Origin of the sequence: Echinicola sp. 20G (genome assembly GCF_015533855.1) — a bacterium.
Lineage (GTDB): Bacteria > Bacteroidota > Bacteroidia > Cytophagales > Cyclobacteriaceae > Echinicola.
The window spans coordinates 4752921-4771917 of sequence record NZ_AP024154.1 but is presented as its reverse complement, the minus strand read 5'-3'; the positions used below and the strand labels follow the sequence as shown (position 1 = coordinate 4771917).

Here is an 18997-nt window from a genome sequence, read left to right as displayed (position 1 = left end):
TGGGGGGATTTGTTTAAATAATCCATCTTTGGACGAGTCACAAAAGAAATTTATTGAGATAAAGAAGGTGATCAAGGACAAGAATCCTTCATTGCTAAAATGGATTCCGGGTTTTGTATTGAACTATATTCGGAGAATCGCCCATGAAGATGATGTGAACCGCATGATGGGAGATTACGGCCATTTATATGGACTGGAATTTGTCAATGCACTCATTCATGATTTTGGTGTCAAAATAGAGCTCCTTGGTGCGGAAAATATTCCAATGGAAGAACCTGTTATATTTGCATCCAACCATCCTTTGGGAGGATTGGATGGCATTGCTTTTATGTATGCCCTAGGCAAATACAGACAGGATTTAAGGTTTCTGGTCAATGATATCCTGACCAATATCAAAAACTTTGAGCCTTTGTTTATCCCAGTAAATAAACATGGAAGTCATGGAAGGTCAGCAGCCAAACTTATCGAAGAGACCTATGCTGGAGACCATGCGGTGCTTGTTTTTCCAGCCGGTCTGGTTTCAAGAAAGCAAAAGGAAGGAATCAAGGACTTGGAATGGAAGAAGAGTTTTATCAGTAAAGCCAAGAAGTACCATAAGAATGTGGTACCGGTATATATTGATGGAAAGAACTCCTCTTTCTTTTACAACTTGGCCAATATCAGGAAAAAAATAGGCATCAAAGCAAATATTGAGATGATGTATTTAGCAGATGAAATGTTTGGCCAAAAGAATAAAAAAGTGACCATACATGTAGGAAAACCAATTTCTTACCAGTATTTTGATGAATCAAAAAGTGAAAAGGACTGGGCAGAGGAGGTAAAAGAAGTAGTTTATTCCTTAGCCACAGAAAGTTAAGTTTTTATGCAAGATATTATAGCCCCTGTAGATAAGGATATTTTAAAAAGGGAGTTGACGCTTGAGCGCTTTCTTCGACATACCAATAATGGTGACAATCAGGTTTACTTGGTGAACCACCATAATTCGCCCAATGTCATGCAAGAAATCGGAAGACTCAGAGAGCTGACCTTTAGGGGAGCAGGGGGAGGTACAGGCCTTCCTATTGATATAGATGAAAATGATACCTGTGAAAATTGTTATGAGCAATTGATTGCTTGGAATCCTGTTGAGGAAGAAATCATTGCAGGTTATAGATTGATAGATTGTAACAAAGCTGGGCTTAATGATCACGGTGAGGTAAACCTATCTACCGCCCACCTTTTTAAATTTACGGATAAGTTCAAAAAAGATTATTTGCCATATACCATTGAGTTGGGCAGGTCTTTTGTCCAGCCTAAATACCAGCCGAGGAAAGACAACCGAAAAGGCGTGTTTTCATTGGATAATCTGTGGGACGGATTGGGAGCTGTGGTGGTTTTGCATCCTGAAGTAAAATATTTGTTTGGAAAAGTAACCATGTATCCTCACTTTAATGCAGAGGCCAGAGACTTGTTACTTTACTTTATGAACCATTATTTTCCAGATAAAGAGCACTTGGTAGAACCTTTAACCCCATTACCATACAAGACTGATATCAGTTCTATTGAAGGGGTTTTTGAGGGACTTGACTATAAGGAGGGGTATAAAGAATTGAACACGCGTGTAAGAGCGCTTGGTGAAAATATCCCACCTTTGATCAACACTTATATGAATTTGTCTCCCACCATGAAGACTTTTGGTACAGCTATGAACAATGAATTTGGTGCTGTGGAAGAGACAGGGATTATGATCACTATAGCGGATATCTATGATACCAAAAAAGAGAGACATATAGAAACCTATGAACGTGATAAGGATTTCGACAAAAAAGTAAAAGATTAAGACTTTTATTAAAGAAAGAGTGAAGCCGCTAAAGTTGATTTAGCGGTTTTTTTATGTTCAGTAAGCAGATTGTAACTAATCTTTATTGTTTTTAAAATAAAGATTTATGTATTTATAATTCTTTTTAATATATTTGAAATGCAATTTTTAAATACTTTGCAAACGATATATTTTTACTAAGGCTAATTTCAGTTTTGAAAAACGGAATGTAAAGCTTCCAATTTTTCAAGGTGCTTGGTCAGTTTTTTAACAATAAAATTCAATCTCAATGAACTTCAAACTAAATTTTGTGGGGATTATGTTTTCAGCTATAGCCATTTTTTCATCGTGCTCTAAAGACTTCCCTGAGCCAGTAGCAGGTTCCTCTCCAGTGTCTTTTGGTTTTAAGCTGCCCGATGGAAATATTCAGGCGAGAGAGCAAAGCAATGATTTTAGCCTAGTAGTGAAGGCTTTGGTAACTATCACCAAAGCAGATGGTACAGCTACAGAATATACCAAAACAGAGCTGGAGTTATTTGAGTCGGATGGTGTGTTTTATGCAGAAGAAGTTTTTTTGCCATTTGGAGATTATAAAGTTACGGAGCTGTACTTGTTGGATGGAGAGGGGACGACGCTTTTTGCTGTTCCGGTATCAGGCAAACTTCAAGCCTATATTGATAAACAATTGCCTATTCCTTTTACAGTAGAGAAAAGCAGTTCTATAAAGACGGTGATATTGGAAGTATTGTCTACTTTGGGTTTTACTCCGGAGGAGTTTGGTTTTGATCCTGATGAGATAGTATTTGAGACTGCAGATTTTTTTAGCATTGGCCTTGTAGATAAGGCAAATCCAAGCAATTTCCTGACTGGGGAATTGAGGCTTAAAAGTGTAAAACACGATGAAATTGAGTTGGATTCGATTACACGGATTTTGCTAAAAGAAGATTATTTCAAAGACGGTGCGTTTTCCTTTTATTTAATTTCCGAGGGATACGAGCGCGTAGATGTGGTTTTACAAAAAGACAGCTTACTTAAGTACATAAAAGATCCGCTGCTTATCGAAATGGAAAAGGAGCAGTCCACTTATGCCTTTAGGGCTGGCGTGCAAGCGTTGTCTTCTAGCTATGTTCAAGGTAAAGGCTTTAATGCCATGGAAGACGTGGCTAAGGCACATATTACGATTGTCCAGAAGGATGGAGGAGCTACGGATTATGAAGAGGTGGAGTTGGAGGTGTATGTGGAGTTGGATGTGTATAAAGAGAATAGGGGTTATTTTTTGGAAGAAATTTTCCTGCCAAAAGGAAATTATTCTATTGTTGAATTGTATTTGGAGGATGAGGAAGGTGAGGTGCTTTTTGCTGTTCCCATTGATGGCTACCTGAGAGAATATTACAGGTATAGCCTCCCTCTGTCTCTCCCGGTGACGATTGATGAGGAAATCAACCAAGCTTCATACGCAGTCATGAATACCCAGGGTTTTATGCCCTTTGAGTTTGGCTTTGATCCAGACAAGGTGAAGTTTAAAGATCCGGTGTCACTATTCTTTTACGTGCGGCTACAGGAAAAGGATACTCCTGGTAAACTTCTAACGGGAAGACTGTTGATCGGTGCAAATGGATCAACGGAGAAAGAAATAAACCAAACAACCAGAGTCAATCTCTATGAAGACCATATTGTCAATGATGAGGTCTATCTCAAAGTCCAATCTGAAGGGTATGAAGAATTTAAGTACATTTTCAGCACGGATAGTTTACAGGGGCATGATAGAGAACATCCTTTGGTGATCGAGCTGGTTGAAGAAAACCCTGTAGTTGATGGAGAATATAGCGGCAATTTGGTTTTGGAAACCCAAGCGGATGTGGACAAGTTCTCGAAATATCAAGCTGAGTTCATTAAAGGAAATTTGGAAATAACGGATAAATCCACTGGTGAAGATGTGATCACTGATATTTCAGGCCTGAAAGGCTTGATGAAAATTGGTGGCTCCTTGATACTTGAAAAATGCAGCGGCTTGAAGAGCTTAAATGGCCTAAACAGTCTTGTTGAAATAAATTTAGGCCTTATCATTAGTGAGGTTAACAAACTGGAAAATCTTGAAGGGCTGGAGAACTTACAAAAGGTAAATGGGAGAATTAATATAGAGAAAAACAGTGCGTTAAAAACCTTAAAAGGTATATCCAGTCTAAGCATTATAAAAGAAATAATGGAGATAAGCGAAAATCCTTACCTGGTAAATTTGGAAGGTTTGGAAAACATTCAGGAAATCAAAAGTCTTACACTGAATGACAATAGGCGACTTGCTTCATTAAAAGGATTGGATCATATCAGCGGTTTTTCCGAATTAGTACTGGAGAAAATGGAGGCGTTGGTGAATTTTGATGATTTCGATACGTCAATTGAATCTATTTCGGGATTGCAAATTCTTCAAAATTCAAATCTGGAAAGTTTAGAAGGATTGATGCTTCCTTCCGGTAAAATCCACGGAGGCGTGAGTATTTCCGAATGCTCTTCATTGAGGAGTTTAAGCGGTTTGTACTTTGATGCAGACTTGAGGTTTTCTTTTGAGTTATACGGTAATACGAGGCTAACTGACATCTCAGCTATGTCTTCTATTAAGACAATAGGAAGAAATTTGAAAATAGAGATGTGTCACACATTAGCAAGTCTTCAAGGCCTTGAAAACCTAAATTCAGTGGGAAATGAGTTTGGAAGCAACAAAAATTACGAATTGGAGATTTTTGACAATAGTTTGCTCTATGATTTTTGTTCTTTGACAAACTTGATTACCAAAGGGATAGTTTATGTTTATGATGTGCAGAAGAATGGGTATAATCCCACAAGAAGTGATATCGAAGAAGGAAAATGCTCTGAGGAAGATTGATTTTGGGTTAAAGGGGGGCACTCCAATTAATTAGCCAATTTCCTGATCATGCCTCCAAAAATGGGGCCATGGAAAGGATAGACTGCATACCAATAAATTCTGCCCCAAAGTCCTTTGGGGCGGAAGGTGGCAGTTTGGGTGAGCACACCTTTTTCTATTTTGAATTCCAGCCAAGCATCTCCAGGTACTTTCATCTCCGCATAAAGTAACAACCTTTTTTCCTCCTTTTGAGCATATAATACTCTCCAGAAATCCACCGAATCTCCTGTGTTTATAGTATGGACATGCGTTCTTCCCCTTCTGAGTCCAACGCCACCCACTAATTTGTCCAGAAATCCCCTGAACTTCCAAAGCCAGTTGCCATAATACCAACCAGTATCTCCACCTATTTGCCAAATTTTTTCTAGGGATTGCTGTTCATCATGGACTGGCAAAGACCTCTGGTCCTGCATGCAGCCATGTTTAGGAACTTTAATAAACTCTGAAATATTCTGATCAAAACGACCACTGATCAATGAATCCTTCCAACTAGAGATCACCTCTTGTGATTCAATTTTCGTGAAAGCCCTGCTCAAAGCTGTTTGATAGGGGATAGGGTCAATTTCCAACGCTTGGGCAAGGTTGTTTGGCTTACAAACGACCTCTACCTTCATGCTATCAACCAAAGCCACTGCTAGCTTGTAAGTAGTACTGGTAACGAAAAAAAGCCAATACGAGGAGAGTCGGGGAGTCATAACCGGAACCACCCAAATAGACCTCCTAAGATCCCGATTTTTAGCATAGCCTAATAACATGGCTTTATAGGTTAAGATATCTGGCCCTCCGATATCAAAGTGTTTGTCATAAGTGATTGGGTTGAAAAGAGAACGGCTTAGGTAGGCTATGACATTGCGTATGGCGATGGGTTGGCATTTCGTATGCAACCATCTTGGAGCGATCATTATCGGTAATTTTTCCACCAAGTCCCTGATGATTTCAAAAGATGCACTTCCTGAACCAATAATGATTCCTGCTCTCAGTGCCGTAAAATGATATTTTCCTTTAGACAATTCATCTTCAACAGCCTTTCGAGATAGCAGGTGCTTGGATAGTACTTCGTTATTGATGATACCACCCAAGTAAATTACATGTTGGGCGGTTGTCGTATCCATACATTTTCTAAAGTTCTGGGCCGATTTAAGCTCCAATTCACTGAAATTCTCGGCTGTGGACATGGAATGAATCAAATAATAAGCCCCATCTATATCTTTGGGTATATTGTTTAGGGTATTCTCTTTTAGAAAGTCGACTTCCACGACTTCCACTTGGCCATGAAGTGATGAAGGAAAAGTAAATCTATTCCGGTCCCGTACACAACAAACTACTTGGTGTCCGTGATACACCAAAGCTGGAAGGATTCTTTTTCCAATATATCCTGTAGCGCCTGTCAGTAAGATCTTCACTTGAATAGTTTTTACTATAAGACATTCATGACGGAAAAATGTTTAAAATCAAAATGCCCAAACGCTAGGTTTGGGCATTTTGATTCGTTTTTGACGAGAGACTTTATTATCCAATACTGATTCCCAAAAGCTTATAAAATTCCTTTAGAATAGCAGGGTGGCCAGGCCAAGCTGGGGAGGTAACAAGGTTACCATCCACAATAGCCTCATCAGCTGGGATGTTTTTCCAGGTTCCTCCTGCCAGTTCGATATCAGGACCTACTGCTACATAAGCTGTTAGGGTTCTTCCTTTTAACACTTTTGCCGTGGTGAGAATTTGTATTCCGTGGCAGATGGCTGCAACAGGCTTGTCCTTCTCAAAAAAGTGTTGGGTAATCTTGATTACTTTTTCATTTAGACGGATGTATTCAGGAGCTCTACCTCCAGCTACATAAAGCCCATCATAGTCAGCTGGATCTACCTGGTCAAAATCAGTAGTGATTCCAAATCGGTGTCCTGGGGTTTCCTTGTAAGTTTGATCGCCTACAAAATCATGGACAGCAGTGGGAACTGTATCTCCCTTTTTTCTTTCCGGGGCAATTGTATCGACTTCAAGCCCAACGGAAAGCATGGCTTGAAAAGGCACCATGGCTTCATAGTCTTCTACATAGTCACCAACCAGCATCAAAATTTTCTTAGACATAATTTTAGGGTTAAAAGTATTAAGAAATTTATTTTAGATAATCACCCTTTACAACGCTCTAAGAAGTGCTTTCGTTTTACTTTGTTGATTAATTAATGGTTAAAATGAACATCATGTTTTAGTGTTGAAAAATGTTTATGAAAAAAATGCTAATAGATATTGTATGTTTTGTTAAAATAAAGTTAAAGTTATGTATATTTTTTTAAATTTGTTTTGGCTGATGGCCTAAATAATTAAACCCATAAGGCTTTTATTCTTCAAGCTGACTGTTCAATCTATAAAAAAGAACCTAAATTGAGACCTTTAAAAAATATCCTCACCTTCCTGTTTTGTTTTATCTTTTTTGCAGCCTCGGCCCAGAAAAGAGAAAAATTGAATGTGTTGTTTATGATTGCGGATGACCTTACTGCCACAGCAGTTTCAGCATATGGTAATCCGATAGAAATCACTCCAAATATTGATCAGTTGGCCAAAGAAGGTACTTTATATAGCAGTGCTTATTGTCAATTCCCTATATGCGGACCATCCCGTGCCTCATTTATGTCGGGATACTATCCACACGCTACAGAGACATTTGGATACACCAGTGGAAGGGAGAATTTAGGTCCTGATAAGGTTACTTGGTCGCAGCTCTTTAAGCAGAATGATTATTATACAGCCCGTGTGAGCAAAATTTATCACATGGGGGTTCCCATTGATATAGAGTTGGGGTCTGATGGGGCGGACGATGAGGCCTCTTGGGAAGAACGTTTTAACAGCAAAGGTCCAGAGTGGACAGCAGAAGGAGAGGCTGAATTGGTGCAGGGTAATCCTTATGGAACCTTACCTAGAAAAGGGGGGAATGTCATGACGATTGTAAAAGCCGAAGGAGATGATTTGGTGCATTCTGATGGCCGTACCGCAGAAAAAGCATCTGAACTCATTCGGGCACATAAGGATGAACCTTTCTTCTTGGCTGTTGGCTTTGTAAGACCTCACGTGCCTTTCGTGGCTCCCAAAAACTATTTCCGACCATTCCCTTACCAAGAGATGGTTTTGCCACCAAAAGTAATAGGAGACTGGGATGATATCCCAGCCAATGGGATCAATTACGTGACCAGTGTCAATGCACAGATGTCTGAAGATCAGCAGAAAAAAGCCATTGGGGCTTATTATGCCTCAGTTTCCTACATGGATGCCCAGGTGGGTAAGGTATTGAAAACCTTGAAGGAAGAAGGCCTTGAGGACAATACCATTGTGATTTTTACTTCTGATCATGGTTTTCATTTGGGAGAACATGACTTTTGGATGAAAGTAAGCTTGCATGAGGAATCGGCTAAAGTCCCTTTGATCATCAAGGTACCAGGAAAAGAACCTGCCGTGTGCCATTCTTTTGCTGAGTTAATAGACCTTTATCCAACCATTGCGGAGCTAGCGGGGCTGGAATTGCCAAATGCCATTCAAGGAAAAAGTTTGGTAAAAACGCTGGATGATCCATCTTATCAAGTAAGGGATATGGCTTTTTCGGTTTCCAGATGGAGAGGGAAGCCACTATTCTTGTTAAGGAGTGAGAAATGGGCTTTTATCCAATATGAGGAAGATGGAAATGGAGGAATGGAGTTGTTTGACATGGAAAGGGATCCATTGCAGTTCAATAACCTTGCCCTTAACCCTCAATATAGAGAGGTGGTAAGCGACTTTAAAACAAGACTAAAAGAGAAGTTGGCTGAGGTGAGAGACAATGACCTGGGCAAAACTTATCAATAAGTTAAATAATAGAAAAAATATTTATTAATCATATACACCAATCATGTCAAGAATTTTAATTTGGGTCATTTTGGCCGTAACCATCTTTTCCTGTTCAGCGCCGGAAGAGCAAAAACCACCGAATATAGTGATCATTGTTTCGGATGACCACACACGACAAGCAATCAGTGCTTATGGTAGTCAAATTACCCAAACTCCAAATATTGACCGAATTGCCAATGAAGGTGTATTGTTTAACAATGCCTATGTGACCAATTCAATTTGTGGGCCAAGCCGAGCCGTGTTGCTGACTGGTAAATACAGTCATTTGAACGGTTTCAGAAGAAACACAGATAGCAAATTTAACCCTGGACAGGACCAGTTTGTGAAACATTTACAGGCAGCAGGTTATCAAACCGCTTGGATCGGAAAGTACCACTTAGGTGAAAATCCTCAGGGCTTGGATTATTATGAAATTTTGCCTGGTCAAGGATACTATTTCAACCCTGACTTTATCATTAAAGACAGTACGGAAAGAATTAGAAAAGAAGGTTATGTAAGTGACCTTGTTGAAGATGCAGCAGAAAACTGGCTGGATAGAAGAGACCCTGATAAGCCTTTTTGTGTGATTATTGGCCATAAAGCAACTCATAGAACTTGGATGCCTGACTTGCAGGGCATGGACATGTTTGATGATGTGACTTTTCCTATTCCTGATAACTTTTACGATAATTATGTAGGAAGACAGGCAGCGATGGAAAATGATATGTCTGTGGACAAAACCATGATCATGGGCTATGACCTGAAAATGTTTCCAGATGATACAAAGGACAGAAATGTTACCCGCATGACCCCGGAGCAAAGAGCTCAATTTGATGCGCATTATAAGCCTATTCATGAGGAGTTAAAGGCGATGAACCTTTCAGGAAAGGAATTGGTGGAATGGAAATATCAGCAATACATGAGGGACTATTTGGCCACTGCGGAATCCATGGATAGAAATATTGGCCGTACTTTGGACTACCTTAAAGAACATGGATTGGATGAAAATACCATTGTAATCTATACCTCAGATCAAGGCTTTTACCTTGGAGAGCATGGCTGGTTTGACAAGAGGTTTATGTATGAGGAGTCTTTTAGCACTCCAATGATGATGAAATATCCAGGAGTAATCACGCCAGGTACAAAATCCAACGAAATGGTCATGAATTTGGATATTGCCCCAACCGTTTTGGAAGCTGCGGGGGTGACTATTCCAGAGGACCTTCAAGGAGAGTCGATGCTGCCTGTACTGACCGGTCAAAAAGAAAAGGGAAGGGAAGTTCTTTACTATCATTATTATGAAGTAGGCGAACATAATGTATCTCCGCACTTTGGCGTAAAGACGGACCGCTATAAGATTATCCGTTTTTACAATCAGGTGGATTCTTGGGAATTATTTGACTTGCAAAAAGACCCAAGTGAAATGAACAACGTTTATGGTGAGGAGCAATATGCGGAAGTTCAGAAGGAAATGAAGTCTAAGTTGCTAGAGGCTATCAAGAAATATGAAGATACTGAGGCAGAGGAGACCTTTCACCAAGATATTGACGAAGCTCAAATTAAGAAGAAATAATATCTTTTAGTTTGTGCCTGAAAAGCACTAGGTTCCGGTTGGGGCTTAGTGCTTTTTTGTTTTACAGTTTTTGAATAGGCATTATCCCTTTCGGCAAGTTGAACCACCTGATTAAGTGAATGACATTTACACTGTTGGTTGGAAAGATCTTTTCAAAAATCGGTATCTTTCTTCCAAATTGAAAAAGGTTAACTATGCGGAAATTTTTGTTTGGAGTTTTAATAGGACTTGCACTTTGGGGCATTATTCGTTGGGTATCTAAAGGAGTTGAAGAAAAAAACACGTTAGAAGAGAGCACCAGCCTGATTCAGCAAGAGGTTAACAATGTTAGCAAGTTGATTGTAACAGAAGGTCATTTTTCTCAAGTATATAACTACAAACAGTCTGAAGGGATTTTTGGCAACTTGTGGAGGACAGAAAAGAAAGCCTTGGTTGTGGTGAATGCAGATGTTCAGATTGCCTACGATTTGTCAATGATTGCGTTTCAGATTGATGAGACCTCCAAGACATTATTTATTCAATCCATCCCGGAGCCAGAGTTGAAAATTTTCCCTGATTTCCAATATTATGATGCAGAGGGGGACTATTTTAACCCTTTTGACGCAGATGATTTCAATACCATCAAGACACGAGTAAATGCCTCATTGAAGAAAAAAATCCAAGCCTCAGACCTTAAAGACCAAGCTAAAGGCAGACTCATTGCAGAATTGGCCCGTTTCTATGTATTGACCAATTCTTTAGGGTGGAAGTTGGTTTATGAAGGCGAAGAGGTAATCAATGAAAAGGATTTTCAATTGAAGGCAACTCACTGATAAAATGATCCAACTGAATTAGTTATTAACCATTTGTTTTTGATAATGTAAGGATATGAAGTTTTTACTTTTGATTTCAGTATTAAAATTATATTTTTAAAAAGGAATCAAAAGTAAATTAATTATGAAGTCAATTTTACGGGTTGCATTAGGTATAGTTGGAGTCCTTGGTATAGTTTCTTGCCAATCAGAAAAGGAAGAGCAAAAGTCAGAGATGAAAAGGCCCAATATTATTTATATCTATGCAGATGACTTAGGTTATGGAGAAATTGGACCTAATGGCCAAAGTAAGATTAAAACTCCGAATTTGGATAAAATGGCCAGCGAAGGGATGGTGTTTACCCAGCATTATACCTCATCTCCCGTTTGTGCGCCTGCAAGGTGCGCACTTTTGACAGGAAAGCATACCGGACATTCTTATATCAGGGGAAACAAGCCTGTAATGCCAGCAAGCTTTACAGATCAAATTGAAAATGGTCAACAGCCAATTCCTGCAGGAACCATAACGATAGGGAAAATGCTACAGGATGCGGGTTACAAAACGGCGGGAATAGGAAAGTGGGGCCTAGGTATGGTGGGCAATTCAGGTGAGCCAAGCAAGCAAGGGTTCGATTATTTTTATGGTTTCTTGGACCAACGTCAAGCCCATAACTTTTACCCAACCCACTTGTGGGAAAATGATCAATGGGACAGCCTCAATAACCCCTATATTTTTGTGCATACTCCTTCAGCCAGAAATAGCAAAGGAAGCCAATCAGCGCTGGAACAATTCGAAAAGAGTGATTTGGAATATGGTGATGAAGGTTTTTTCGATGCATACAAAGGCAATGATTATGCAGTGGATAAAATGACAGAAAAAGCGGAAGCTTTTATTCGTGAAAATAAGGATGGAGAGTTTTTCCTTTACTTGCCCTATACGATCCCTCATGTCTCACTACAAGTTCCAGATGAAGCATTGACGCCTTATTTAGGGCAGTTTGAGGAAGAGCCATATTTGGGGCAGCAAGGCTACGCACCACATGAATTTCCAAAGTCAGCTTATGCGGCAATGATCAGTTATTTGGATCAGGAAGTAGGTAAAATCTTTACTTTGTTGGAAGAGCTTGACTTGGATGAAAATACCATGGTGGTGTTTTCCAGTGACAATGGCCCTACTTTCAATGGGGGAGTGGATGCGGCTTATTTTGAAAGTACCGCTGGCCTGAGAGGTTTGAAAATGGATGTTTATGAGGGTGGAATTCGCATGCCTATGATTGCCAGGTGGCCAGGAAAGATCAAATCAGGGAGCGTCAGTGAGCATATTTCAGCCCAATATGATGTGATGGCTACTTTGGGAGAATTGGCCCAAGCTAAAGTGCCTGAGGAAACAGATGGTATCTCTTTTTTACCTACCTTGTTAGGGAACAGTGGAGCGCAAGTAAACCACGAATACCTTTACTTTGAATATCCTGAAAAAAGAGGTCAATTGGCTATTCGTATGGGGAAATGGAAAGGCGTTAAAACTGATGTGGCTAAAAATCTTGAAAGCCCTTGGCAGCTATTTGACTTAGAGTCTGACAGAAATGAGGAAAATGATATTGCAGCGCAACACCCTGAGGTTTTGAAGCAACTAGATGAAATTGTTAAAAAGGAGCATAGATCACCTGAATTTGATAATTGGAATTTTGTGGATAGAATGCTTGGACAAACCGCAGCACAAAATTAAAGTAACCTTGAAAAAATTGACCAAACAAAAACCTATTCTACTTCACTTCCTTATTTTAGGATTGACACTGATTTTAGGCGCATGCTCAAAGAAGGGGGAAGCCACTATGTTGGCACCATCCAAGCCTAATGTGATCCTGATCAATGTAGATGACTTGGGCTGGAAAGATTTGGGTTTTATGGGCAGTGATTATTATGAAACCCCCAACCTAGATAAGCTAAGTCAAGAGGGAATAGTTTTTACGAATGCTTACGCAGGTGCGTCCAATTGTGCTCCTTCAAGAGCCAATATGATCAGTGGCCAGTATGGGCCAAGACACGGTGTTTATACAGTAAGTCCCTCTGATCGGGGTAATTCGAAAACAAGGCAATTGATTCCCACAAAGAACAATGACACATTAGCTGACTCATTGTTTACCCTTGGTGAAATGTTCCATGAGAATGGTTATACCACTGGGACTTTTGGAAAGTGGCATGTCAGTGATGACCCAACTTTGATGGGCTTTGATGTCAATGTAGGAGGGAATCACAGGGGAAACCCAGGGAAGGACGGATATTTTAGTCCTTATAATGTAGAACACTTGGAAGATGGACCAGAAGGGGAATATTTGACAGATCGTCTAACTGATGAGGCCATTCGATTTGTTGAGACAAATCAAGAAAAACCTTTCTTTTTGTATTTGCCTTTTTACACAGTCCATAGTCCTTTAATGGGAAAGCCAGCATTTGTAGAAAAGTACCAGTCCAAAGAAGGTTCGGGAGGGCAGGATAATGCAGTTTATGCAGCCATGGTTGCTTCAATGGATGAAAATGTGGGAAGGTTGCTGAAAGCTGTGGCTGATTTAGGTTTGGAGGAAAACACCATAATCCTATTTACTTCTGACAATGGTGGAATCCGCAAAACATCCAACCAATACCCTTTGCGTGCCGGTAAAGGATCCTATTATGAGGGTGGAATCAGAATACCGATGGTGATCAAATATCCTAATAAGATCAAAGCAGGACAAAAAGTGGATCAACCGGTAATGCAAATGGACTTTTTTCCTACTTTGCAAAGCATCATTGGAGCTGAAAAAAACAACCCAAACTTAGATGGTCAGGACTTGAGCCCTTTGCTGCTTGATGGGGAAAGTTTGGTGGATAGGGATTTATTTTGGCACTTTCCTATTTATTTGGAGGCATATTCCCCTAAGGATGACCAAGCAAGAGACCCTTTGTTCAGGACCCGCCCCGGATCGGTGATCAGATCGGGAAAATGGAAATTGCACGAGTACTTTGAAGATGGCGGCCTTGAACTTTATAATTTAGAGGAAGATCTTACGGAGCAGCACAATGTAGCAGAGGAATTTCCAGAGGTAACCGCTGCTCTTTTTACAAAACTTCAGGAATGGAGAAAAGTGACCGGCGCTCCGGTTCCTACAGAAAGAAACCCAGCATATGATGCTTCATTTGAAAAAAACAAGCAAGCACAAGTAATGCAATAAATTCCAACTCATATGAAAAAATATGCCCTTATTGTCTCCCTGCTTTTAATTCAGCTATCTGTTGCGGCCCAAGAATTGGTCTGGTACGATCCATTGGCAGCTGATGGTCAAATATTAGAAGGTCAAGGTTGGGAGGGAATAGGCTATAATCGGTTACCTGATGATGCTGAGCAGAAAGTGAGGAAACCGGTTTGGGGGTTGTCCAGACATGCGGCAGGAGTCTTGTTGCGGTTTCAATCTGATGCGGCAGAAATCAAGATAAAATATAAGCCTGGTGGTAATCTACAAATGCCCCATATGCCTGCAACCGGTGTGAGTGGCTTGGATTTATACACCAAGAATGATCAAGGGCAATGGATTTGGGTCAGGGGAAAATATAGTTTTGGAAAAGAAGTGAGCTACCAATTCATTACACCAGATTCACCAACCCAAGGGCGCGAATACCAACTTTATCTGCCCTTATATAATCATGTCGATAGCCTTATGATCGGGGTGAATGGGCAAGATAGATTTGAGTTTATTGAGAAAAGAACCGAAAAGCCAGTGGTGGTTTATGGTACTTCCATTGCACAGGGAGCATGTGCCTCACGTCCAGGAATGGCTTGGACGAATATTGTGGGCAGGGAAATGGATATGCCAATGATCAATTTGGCTTTTTCAGGCAATGGTCGGTTGGAGCCAGAATTGATTGAATATATCAATACCATAGACGCGAAAGCCTTTGTGCTGGACTGTTTGCCTAACCTTGGACCTGGAGGTGGCTTTACAGAAGAGGTGGTAAAAGAAAAAATCTTGCAATCAGTAAAATCCCTCAAAGCCCAACATCCTAATACGCCTGTCCTTTTGGTGGAACATGATGGCTATTCAGATGGTTTGATTGATTCTGAACGTGAGCAGACTTACTTATTGCTCAACAAATGGACTGAAGACTGTTTTCAGGAGTTGAAGAAGAGGGGAGTGGATCAGCTTTACCTGTTGACCTATGATGAAATCAATATGGGAAATGATGATTTTGTAGATGGTACCCACCCAACCGATTTGGGAATGCGGCACTATGCAGATGCTTATATCAAAAAGTTTAAAGAGATTTTTTCTGGCAAGTAAAATAGGTCTTACTTGATTTCCTCCCAATCTTGGTTGTTTCGTAAGTCAAATAGTTTTTGATACAACAAATTCAGCCCAAAAGTACCTCGTAGTCCATAGTCAGAAATGGTTTTTACCTGCCCATAATCATAGTGAATGGTGAGAAAAACCTTTTGGTCATCTGTCCAATTCACAGCATATTCGTTTTCCAGTTCAGGAAAATTGATGTAATTCAATATTTGAACGATTTCATCCCACGATTCCTTTTTTATGTTAGTTCTAAAATCCATTTCTTTGGATAGTTCCCCTCTTTTCTCGTTAAAATTGTAAGCTTCTGCATGAAAAGTCGATAAGGATGACGGGAATAGTTCTAAAGAAAATACAGGGCAGGTGCCGAAACAATAGCCAGTTTTGAATTCAATTTTAGTGATTTCATGGGGCATTGGATGGCTATTGGCTTCTATGACATGGCCGAATTTAAAAGTAAGGGTTTTTACTTCAATTGAAGGATTGACATCATGGTCAGAAAAGTACACTTCTGGGGGGAAGTAAAAAGCATCAATCAATGAATCATTTCTGACAGAGGGAAAAATAAAGTCTTGAAAGTAATGTCCATTGGACAAGTTAATTACCTGGACAGAATCTTTATCAAAAGCCATTATTAAATAGGATGTAAATCCATATTGCTCCCCAGTGACCAAAAGGTCTCTATCTTGGTTATTGTCAAAATCTCCTTTAAAGTAACGACCTCTGATGTTTAGGGAGTCAGCTATTCTTTTAATAAGTGTTGGATCATTTTCTGGTTGGAATTCAGAAATGGCTTTCAGTTTGAAGGTCTCAAAAAGCCCTCCAAGCTCGTTTAGAAATAAAATAACATCTTTATCAGAATTCAAATTTTCGATCTTTGATGAAACTGAACTGGTGTCTTCTTGGCTTTTTACCTGATGGGTGCCAAGAATAAACAGCAGTCCAAGCGACAGTGTATATGTCAATGCTGATCGTATCATTTAATAGCTATCTCAAACCTATTAATGGTAATTTGGCTCAAAGAAACAGGATACTTTGACCTTTCAATTTAAGCAAGGTAATATTTTTTCAATAAGATCGAAGTCTGTCAAATATTAGTATATCTTTTTAAAAAGGCCACTGCAAGTCACACTAATGGATATTTACATCGACCCACCTAAGACAAGATACAAGTTGACCCTTTGGACGATTTTTTCAGTTTGTACCCGAAGCAGTGTGATTTGGGAAGTATAGAGATCCATTTGTTGTAAAGTCAGGTCTCTAAGGTCAGATTTACCTACTTTGTAGGAGATTTCTTGCAGCTCATAGGCTTTTTGGTTTTGCTGGACTTCCTCCTTTAGAATTCTTTCTCGTTGATCAACTGTCTGTACCGTTTCCAGGGTGCTTTCTACATCATTAATGGCAGACAACACGGTCTGAGCATACTCGTGGACAGCCTGTTCTTGTTCATACGTTTTGACTTCAAGGTTCTCCTTAAGAATGCCTCCTTGATAAATAGGGGCTACCAAAGAACCACCCAAGCTCCTGATGGGGTTGGAAAACTCAGGGACTAAGGTAAATATATTGCTGTTTACCGCACCAAAACCTCCTGTAAGGCTTATTTGGGGAAGCCGGGCTGCTTTGGCTGACCGAACCCGGTGAAAACTTGCATTGAAGCGGTGCTGGGCCGCCAAGACATCAGGTCTCCGCTCCAATATCTGAAGGGGAATACCGGCTGGGATAATGCTGTTGATTTCCATCAAATCCCCTTCTATGCTTATTAGGCTGGAAGGGTATCTGCCTAATAATAATTCCAGCGCTCTGATTTGATTACTATACGCCAGTTCCAGCAAGCTAAAACCATCTTTGATATTGGTCAGGTTAGCTTTGGCGATCACCAAATCCTTTTCATTGCCAATGCCTACTTGAAAGCGCTTGTCAGCTATTTGTACCAGTTGCTCAGACAGGTCAAGCATTTCCATGGCGAGCTCTTTTTCCAAGTAGATTTCAATGGCCAGATAATAGTTCCGGACCACAGCTGCCGCGATAGAAAGCCTAGCGAAACTTAGCTCCATGGCAGCAGCTTCGTATTCTTGTATTTGGGCGTGTTTGGTATTTCGGAGCTTGCCCCAAATATCAAATTCCCACGCTGCTGAAAATATAGCACCATTCAGTCCACCCCCAAAGTCACCGCCTAGCTTGCTGTTTTCTCGTGCCAGGATATTCAGAGCAGGGCTGAGGGCACTTTTGGCCATCTTTACATAACCCTCAGCTTGCGAAAGACGGGATTCTCCCACGCTCAGGTCCAGGTTGTATTCCAACGCTTCCCCCACCAAAGTATCCAGGGTGGGGTTGGAAAACTCAATCAGCCAATTCTCATTGAATAGAGTGGAGTCGGACTGCGACTCTTGCGCTTGTTGCCAGGTAGATGGTAAGATGAAATTGGCAAAAGCTTGTTCTTGAAGCTCTTCCAGGGCAGGTGGTTCTTTCACCTTGCATGAAAAAGGAGAGATAGTTATACCTATAAAAACAATACCGATAAGGGAAAGATTCTTCATTATATCAGTGCAGTTTAAGTATTAGCCAATCCATTTTTGTACCTACTCTAACGATCACTTTTCTAACCAAATGAATAAGTTTTCCATGCTCCGTATAGATAGCACCTTGCCCAACAGCACCCGGAGCGAGGAAGATATCCTCGTTTTCATCTATTTTTAACCTGACTGCAAAACGTCCCTCATGATAGCCATCTGTCCTGGTATCTGGCAGCCTGCCTGAAGTAGTCAGCTGGCCTTGGGCATTGGCCCAGACAATATGTTCTACCTCACATTTGATAATTCTATTGGGATGTGTACGGATGGCCACTTCTGCTTCATTACCATTTTCCACATATCGAAGCTCATTTTGATGAAATAGGGCAACGACCCATTGCTCATCTTCTATGAAGGTCATCACAGGTTTGATGGGGAATTGAACAGCCATGGCACCGGTGCGAAGCTGGAGGTTGATCACCCTGCCATCTGCTGGGGCTCGGTAGACCGTCTGATCCAGTTCCCACTGGGCATAGGCAATATCTGACTTGGTCTGTACCAATGCAGCTCTTGCCTGTGATATTTCGGCCAATTCACCTTCTTCCGTTTGGGCAGAGAGTTTTTGAATCACTTGGGATTTTTGGGATTCTGCTACTGCGAGTTGAGCCTGAAGGTTGTTTAAGTTGGTTTCTGCTTCTTCATATTCAAATTGTGACCCGGCACCACTTTCCGCCAATTCCTTTGTTTGGGCAAAACGCTTTTTGGCCAGAGTGATTTGGGTGTTGATGACTTGGATCTGACTATTGGCAGTGGTCAACTGGGATTCCAATTCCCTGTCAAATGCCTTTGCTCCAACCAATTTTGCTTCAAGTTCTGGTAGCTTGGCTTCTAGTTTTTTGATTTTTAACTCGAAAGGAGTAGGGTCAATTTTGAACAATACCTCTCCTTTTTTGACATGCTGGTTGGGAGAGATAGGAACTTCAATCACCAGGCCTGTCACTCGTGGTACGATCTCTACATTATAGTTCATGACCCTTACATCATGGGAAGAAGGTGCGACGATATTAAGTATCAAGATTAATAAGGAAATGGCGACAACTGGAATGATAATGACTATGGCTTGCGAAATGGTATTCCAAGGCAAGAGCTTGAACTTGAAAAAGATCAACCAAACTATTCCAGCGTAAATCAGAAGTAATAAAATTTCCATGTTGGTGAATTAAAGGAAAGTGAG

The 18997-nt window shown here is 40.5% G+C and carries 14 protein-coding genes; 9 read left to right on the top strand and 5 right to left on the bottom strand.

From position 1 onward, the window contains the following. The first annotated feature begins 28 nt into the window (after positions 1–28). The 3 genes from JL001_RS19285 (at position 29) to JL001_RS19275 (ending at position 4679) form a co-directional block, all read left to right on the top strand. Entirely contained in the window at positions 29–856 is an 828-nt protein-coding gene (locus JL001_RS19285) for a 1-acyl-sn-glycerol-3-phosphate acyltransferase (protein ID WP_236252905.1), read from the top strand. A 6-nt stretch (positions 857–862) separates the two neighbouring features. Next, entirely contained in the window at positions 863–1819 is a 957-nt protein-coding gene (locus JL001_RS19280; RefSeq protein ID WP_200979133.1) for a GNAT family N-acetyltransferase, read from the top strand. A gap of 268 nt (positions 1820–2087) precedes the next feature. Further along, on the top strand, positions 2088–4679 hold the full coding sequence (locus JL001_RS19275; RefSeq protein ID WP_200979132.1) for a hypothetical protein: 2592 nt from the start codon (positions 2088–2090) through the stop codon (positions 4677–4679). Positions 4680–4705: 26 nt separating this feature from the next. On the opposite strand, the gene JL001_RS19270 is transcribed toward JL001_RS19275, so the two are convergent. Both JL001_RS19270 and JL001_RS19265 read right to left on the bottom strand, forming a co-directional pair. Continuing rightward, entirely contained in the window at positions 4706–6121 is a 1416-nt protein-coding gene (locus JL001_RS19270) for an SDR family oxidoreductase (RefSeq protein WP_200979131.1), read from the bottom strand. Between the two features lie 106 nt (positions 6122–6227). Then, entirely contained in the window at positions 6228–6803 is a 576-nt protein-coding gene (locus JL001_RS19265; protein ID WP_200979130.1) for a DJ-1/PfpI family protein, read from the bottom strand. A gap of 294 nt (positions 6804–7097) precedes the next feature. On the opposite strand from JL001_RS19265, the gene JL001_RS19260 reads away from it, so the two are divergent. The 6 genes from JL001_RS19260 to JL001_RS19235 all read left to right on the top strand — a co-directional run bounded on the left by JL001_RS19260 (position 7098) and on the right by JL001_RS19235 (position 15247). Next, positions 7098–8549 (top strand): sulfatase, encoded by a 1452-nt coding sequence (locus tag JL001_RS19260; protein ID WP_236252904.1) that lies wholly within the window; start codon positions 7098–7100, stop codon positions 8547–8549. 43 nt (positions 8550–8592) lie between these two features. Next, entirely contained in the window at positions 8593–10143 is a 1551-nt protein-coding gene (locus tag JL001_RS19255) for a sulfatase (RefSeq protein WP_200979129.1), read from the top strand. Positions 10144–10337: 194 nt separating this feature from the next. After that, positions 10338–10955, top strand: a complete 618-nt coding sequence (locus JL001_RS19250; protein ID WP_200979128.1) for a DUF4230 domain-containing protein — start codon at positions 10338–10340, stop codon at positions 10953–10955. Between the two features lie 124 nt (positions 10956–11079). Next, a complete protein-coding gene (locus tag JL001_RS19245) occupies positions 11080–12660 on the top strand; it encodes an arylsulfatase (protein WP_200979127.1) in 1581 nt (526 codons plus the stop codon). Between the two features lie 7 nt (positions 12661–12667). Continuing rightward, complete coding sequence (locus JL001_RS19240) at positions 12668–14143, top strand: sulfatase (RefSeq protein ID WP_236252903.1); 1476 nt, start codon at positions 12668–12670, stop codon at positions 14141–14143. Positions 14144–14155: 12 nt separating this feature from the next. Beyond that, the gene (locus JL001_RS19235) at positions 14156–15247 is read left to right on the top strand and encodes an SGNH/GDSL hydrolase family protein (RefSeq protein ID WP_200979125.1); all 1092 of its coding nucleotides are present in this window, start codon (positions 14156–14158) and stop codon (positions 15245–15247) included. Between the two features lie 8 nt (positions 15248–15255). Here the strand turns inward: JL001_RS19235 and JL001_RS19230 are convergent, their stop codons facing one another. The 3 genes from JL001_RS19230 to JL001_RS19220 form a co-directional block, all read right to left on the bottom strand. Continuing rightward, positions 15256–16233 carry a DUF6438 domain-containing protein gene (locus JL001_RS19230; protein WP_200979123.1) on the bottom strand — a complete coding sequence of 326 codons (978 nt, stop codon included), beginning with the start codon at positions 16231–16233 and terminating at the stop codon, positions 15256–15258. 162 nt (positions 16234–16395) lie between these two features. Then, entirely contained in the window at positions 16396–17790 is a 1395-nt protein-coding gene (locus JL001_RS19225) for a TolC family protein (RefSeq protein WP_200979122.1), read from the bottom strand. Positions 17791–17794: 4 nt separating this feature from the next. Next, positions 17795–18973, bottom strand: a complete 1179-nt coding sequence (locus JL001_RS19220) for an HlyD family secretion protein (protein WP_200979120.1) — start codon at positions 18971–18973, stop codon at positions 17795–17797. Between the last annotated feature and the right edge of the window lie 24 nt (positions 18974–18997).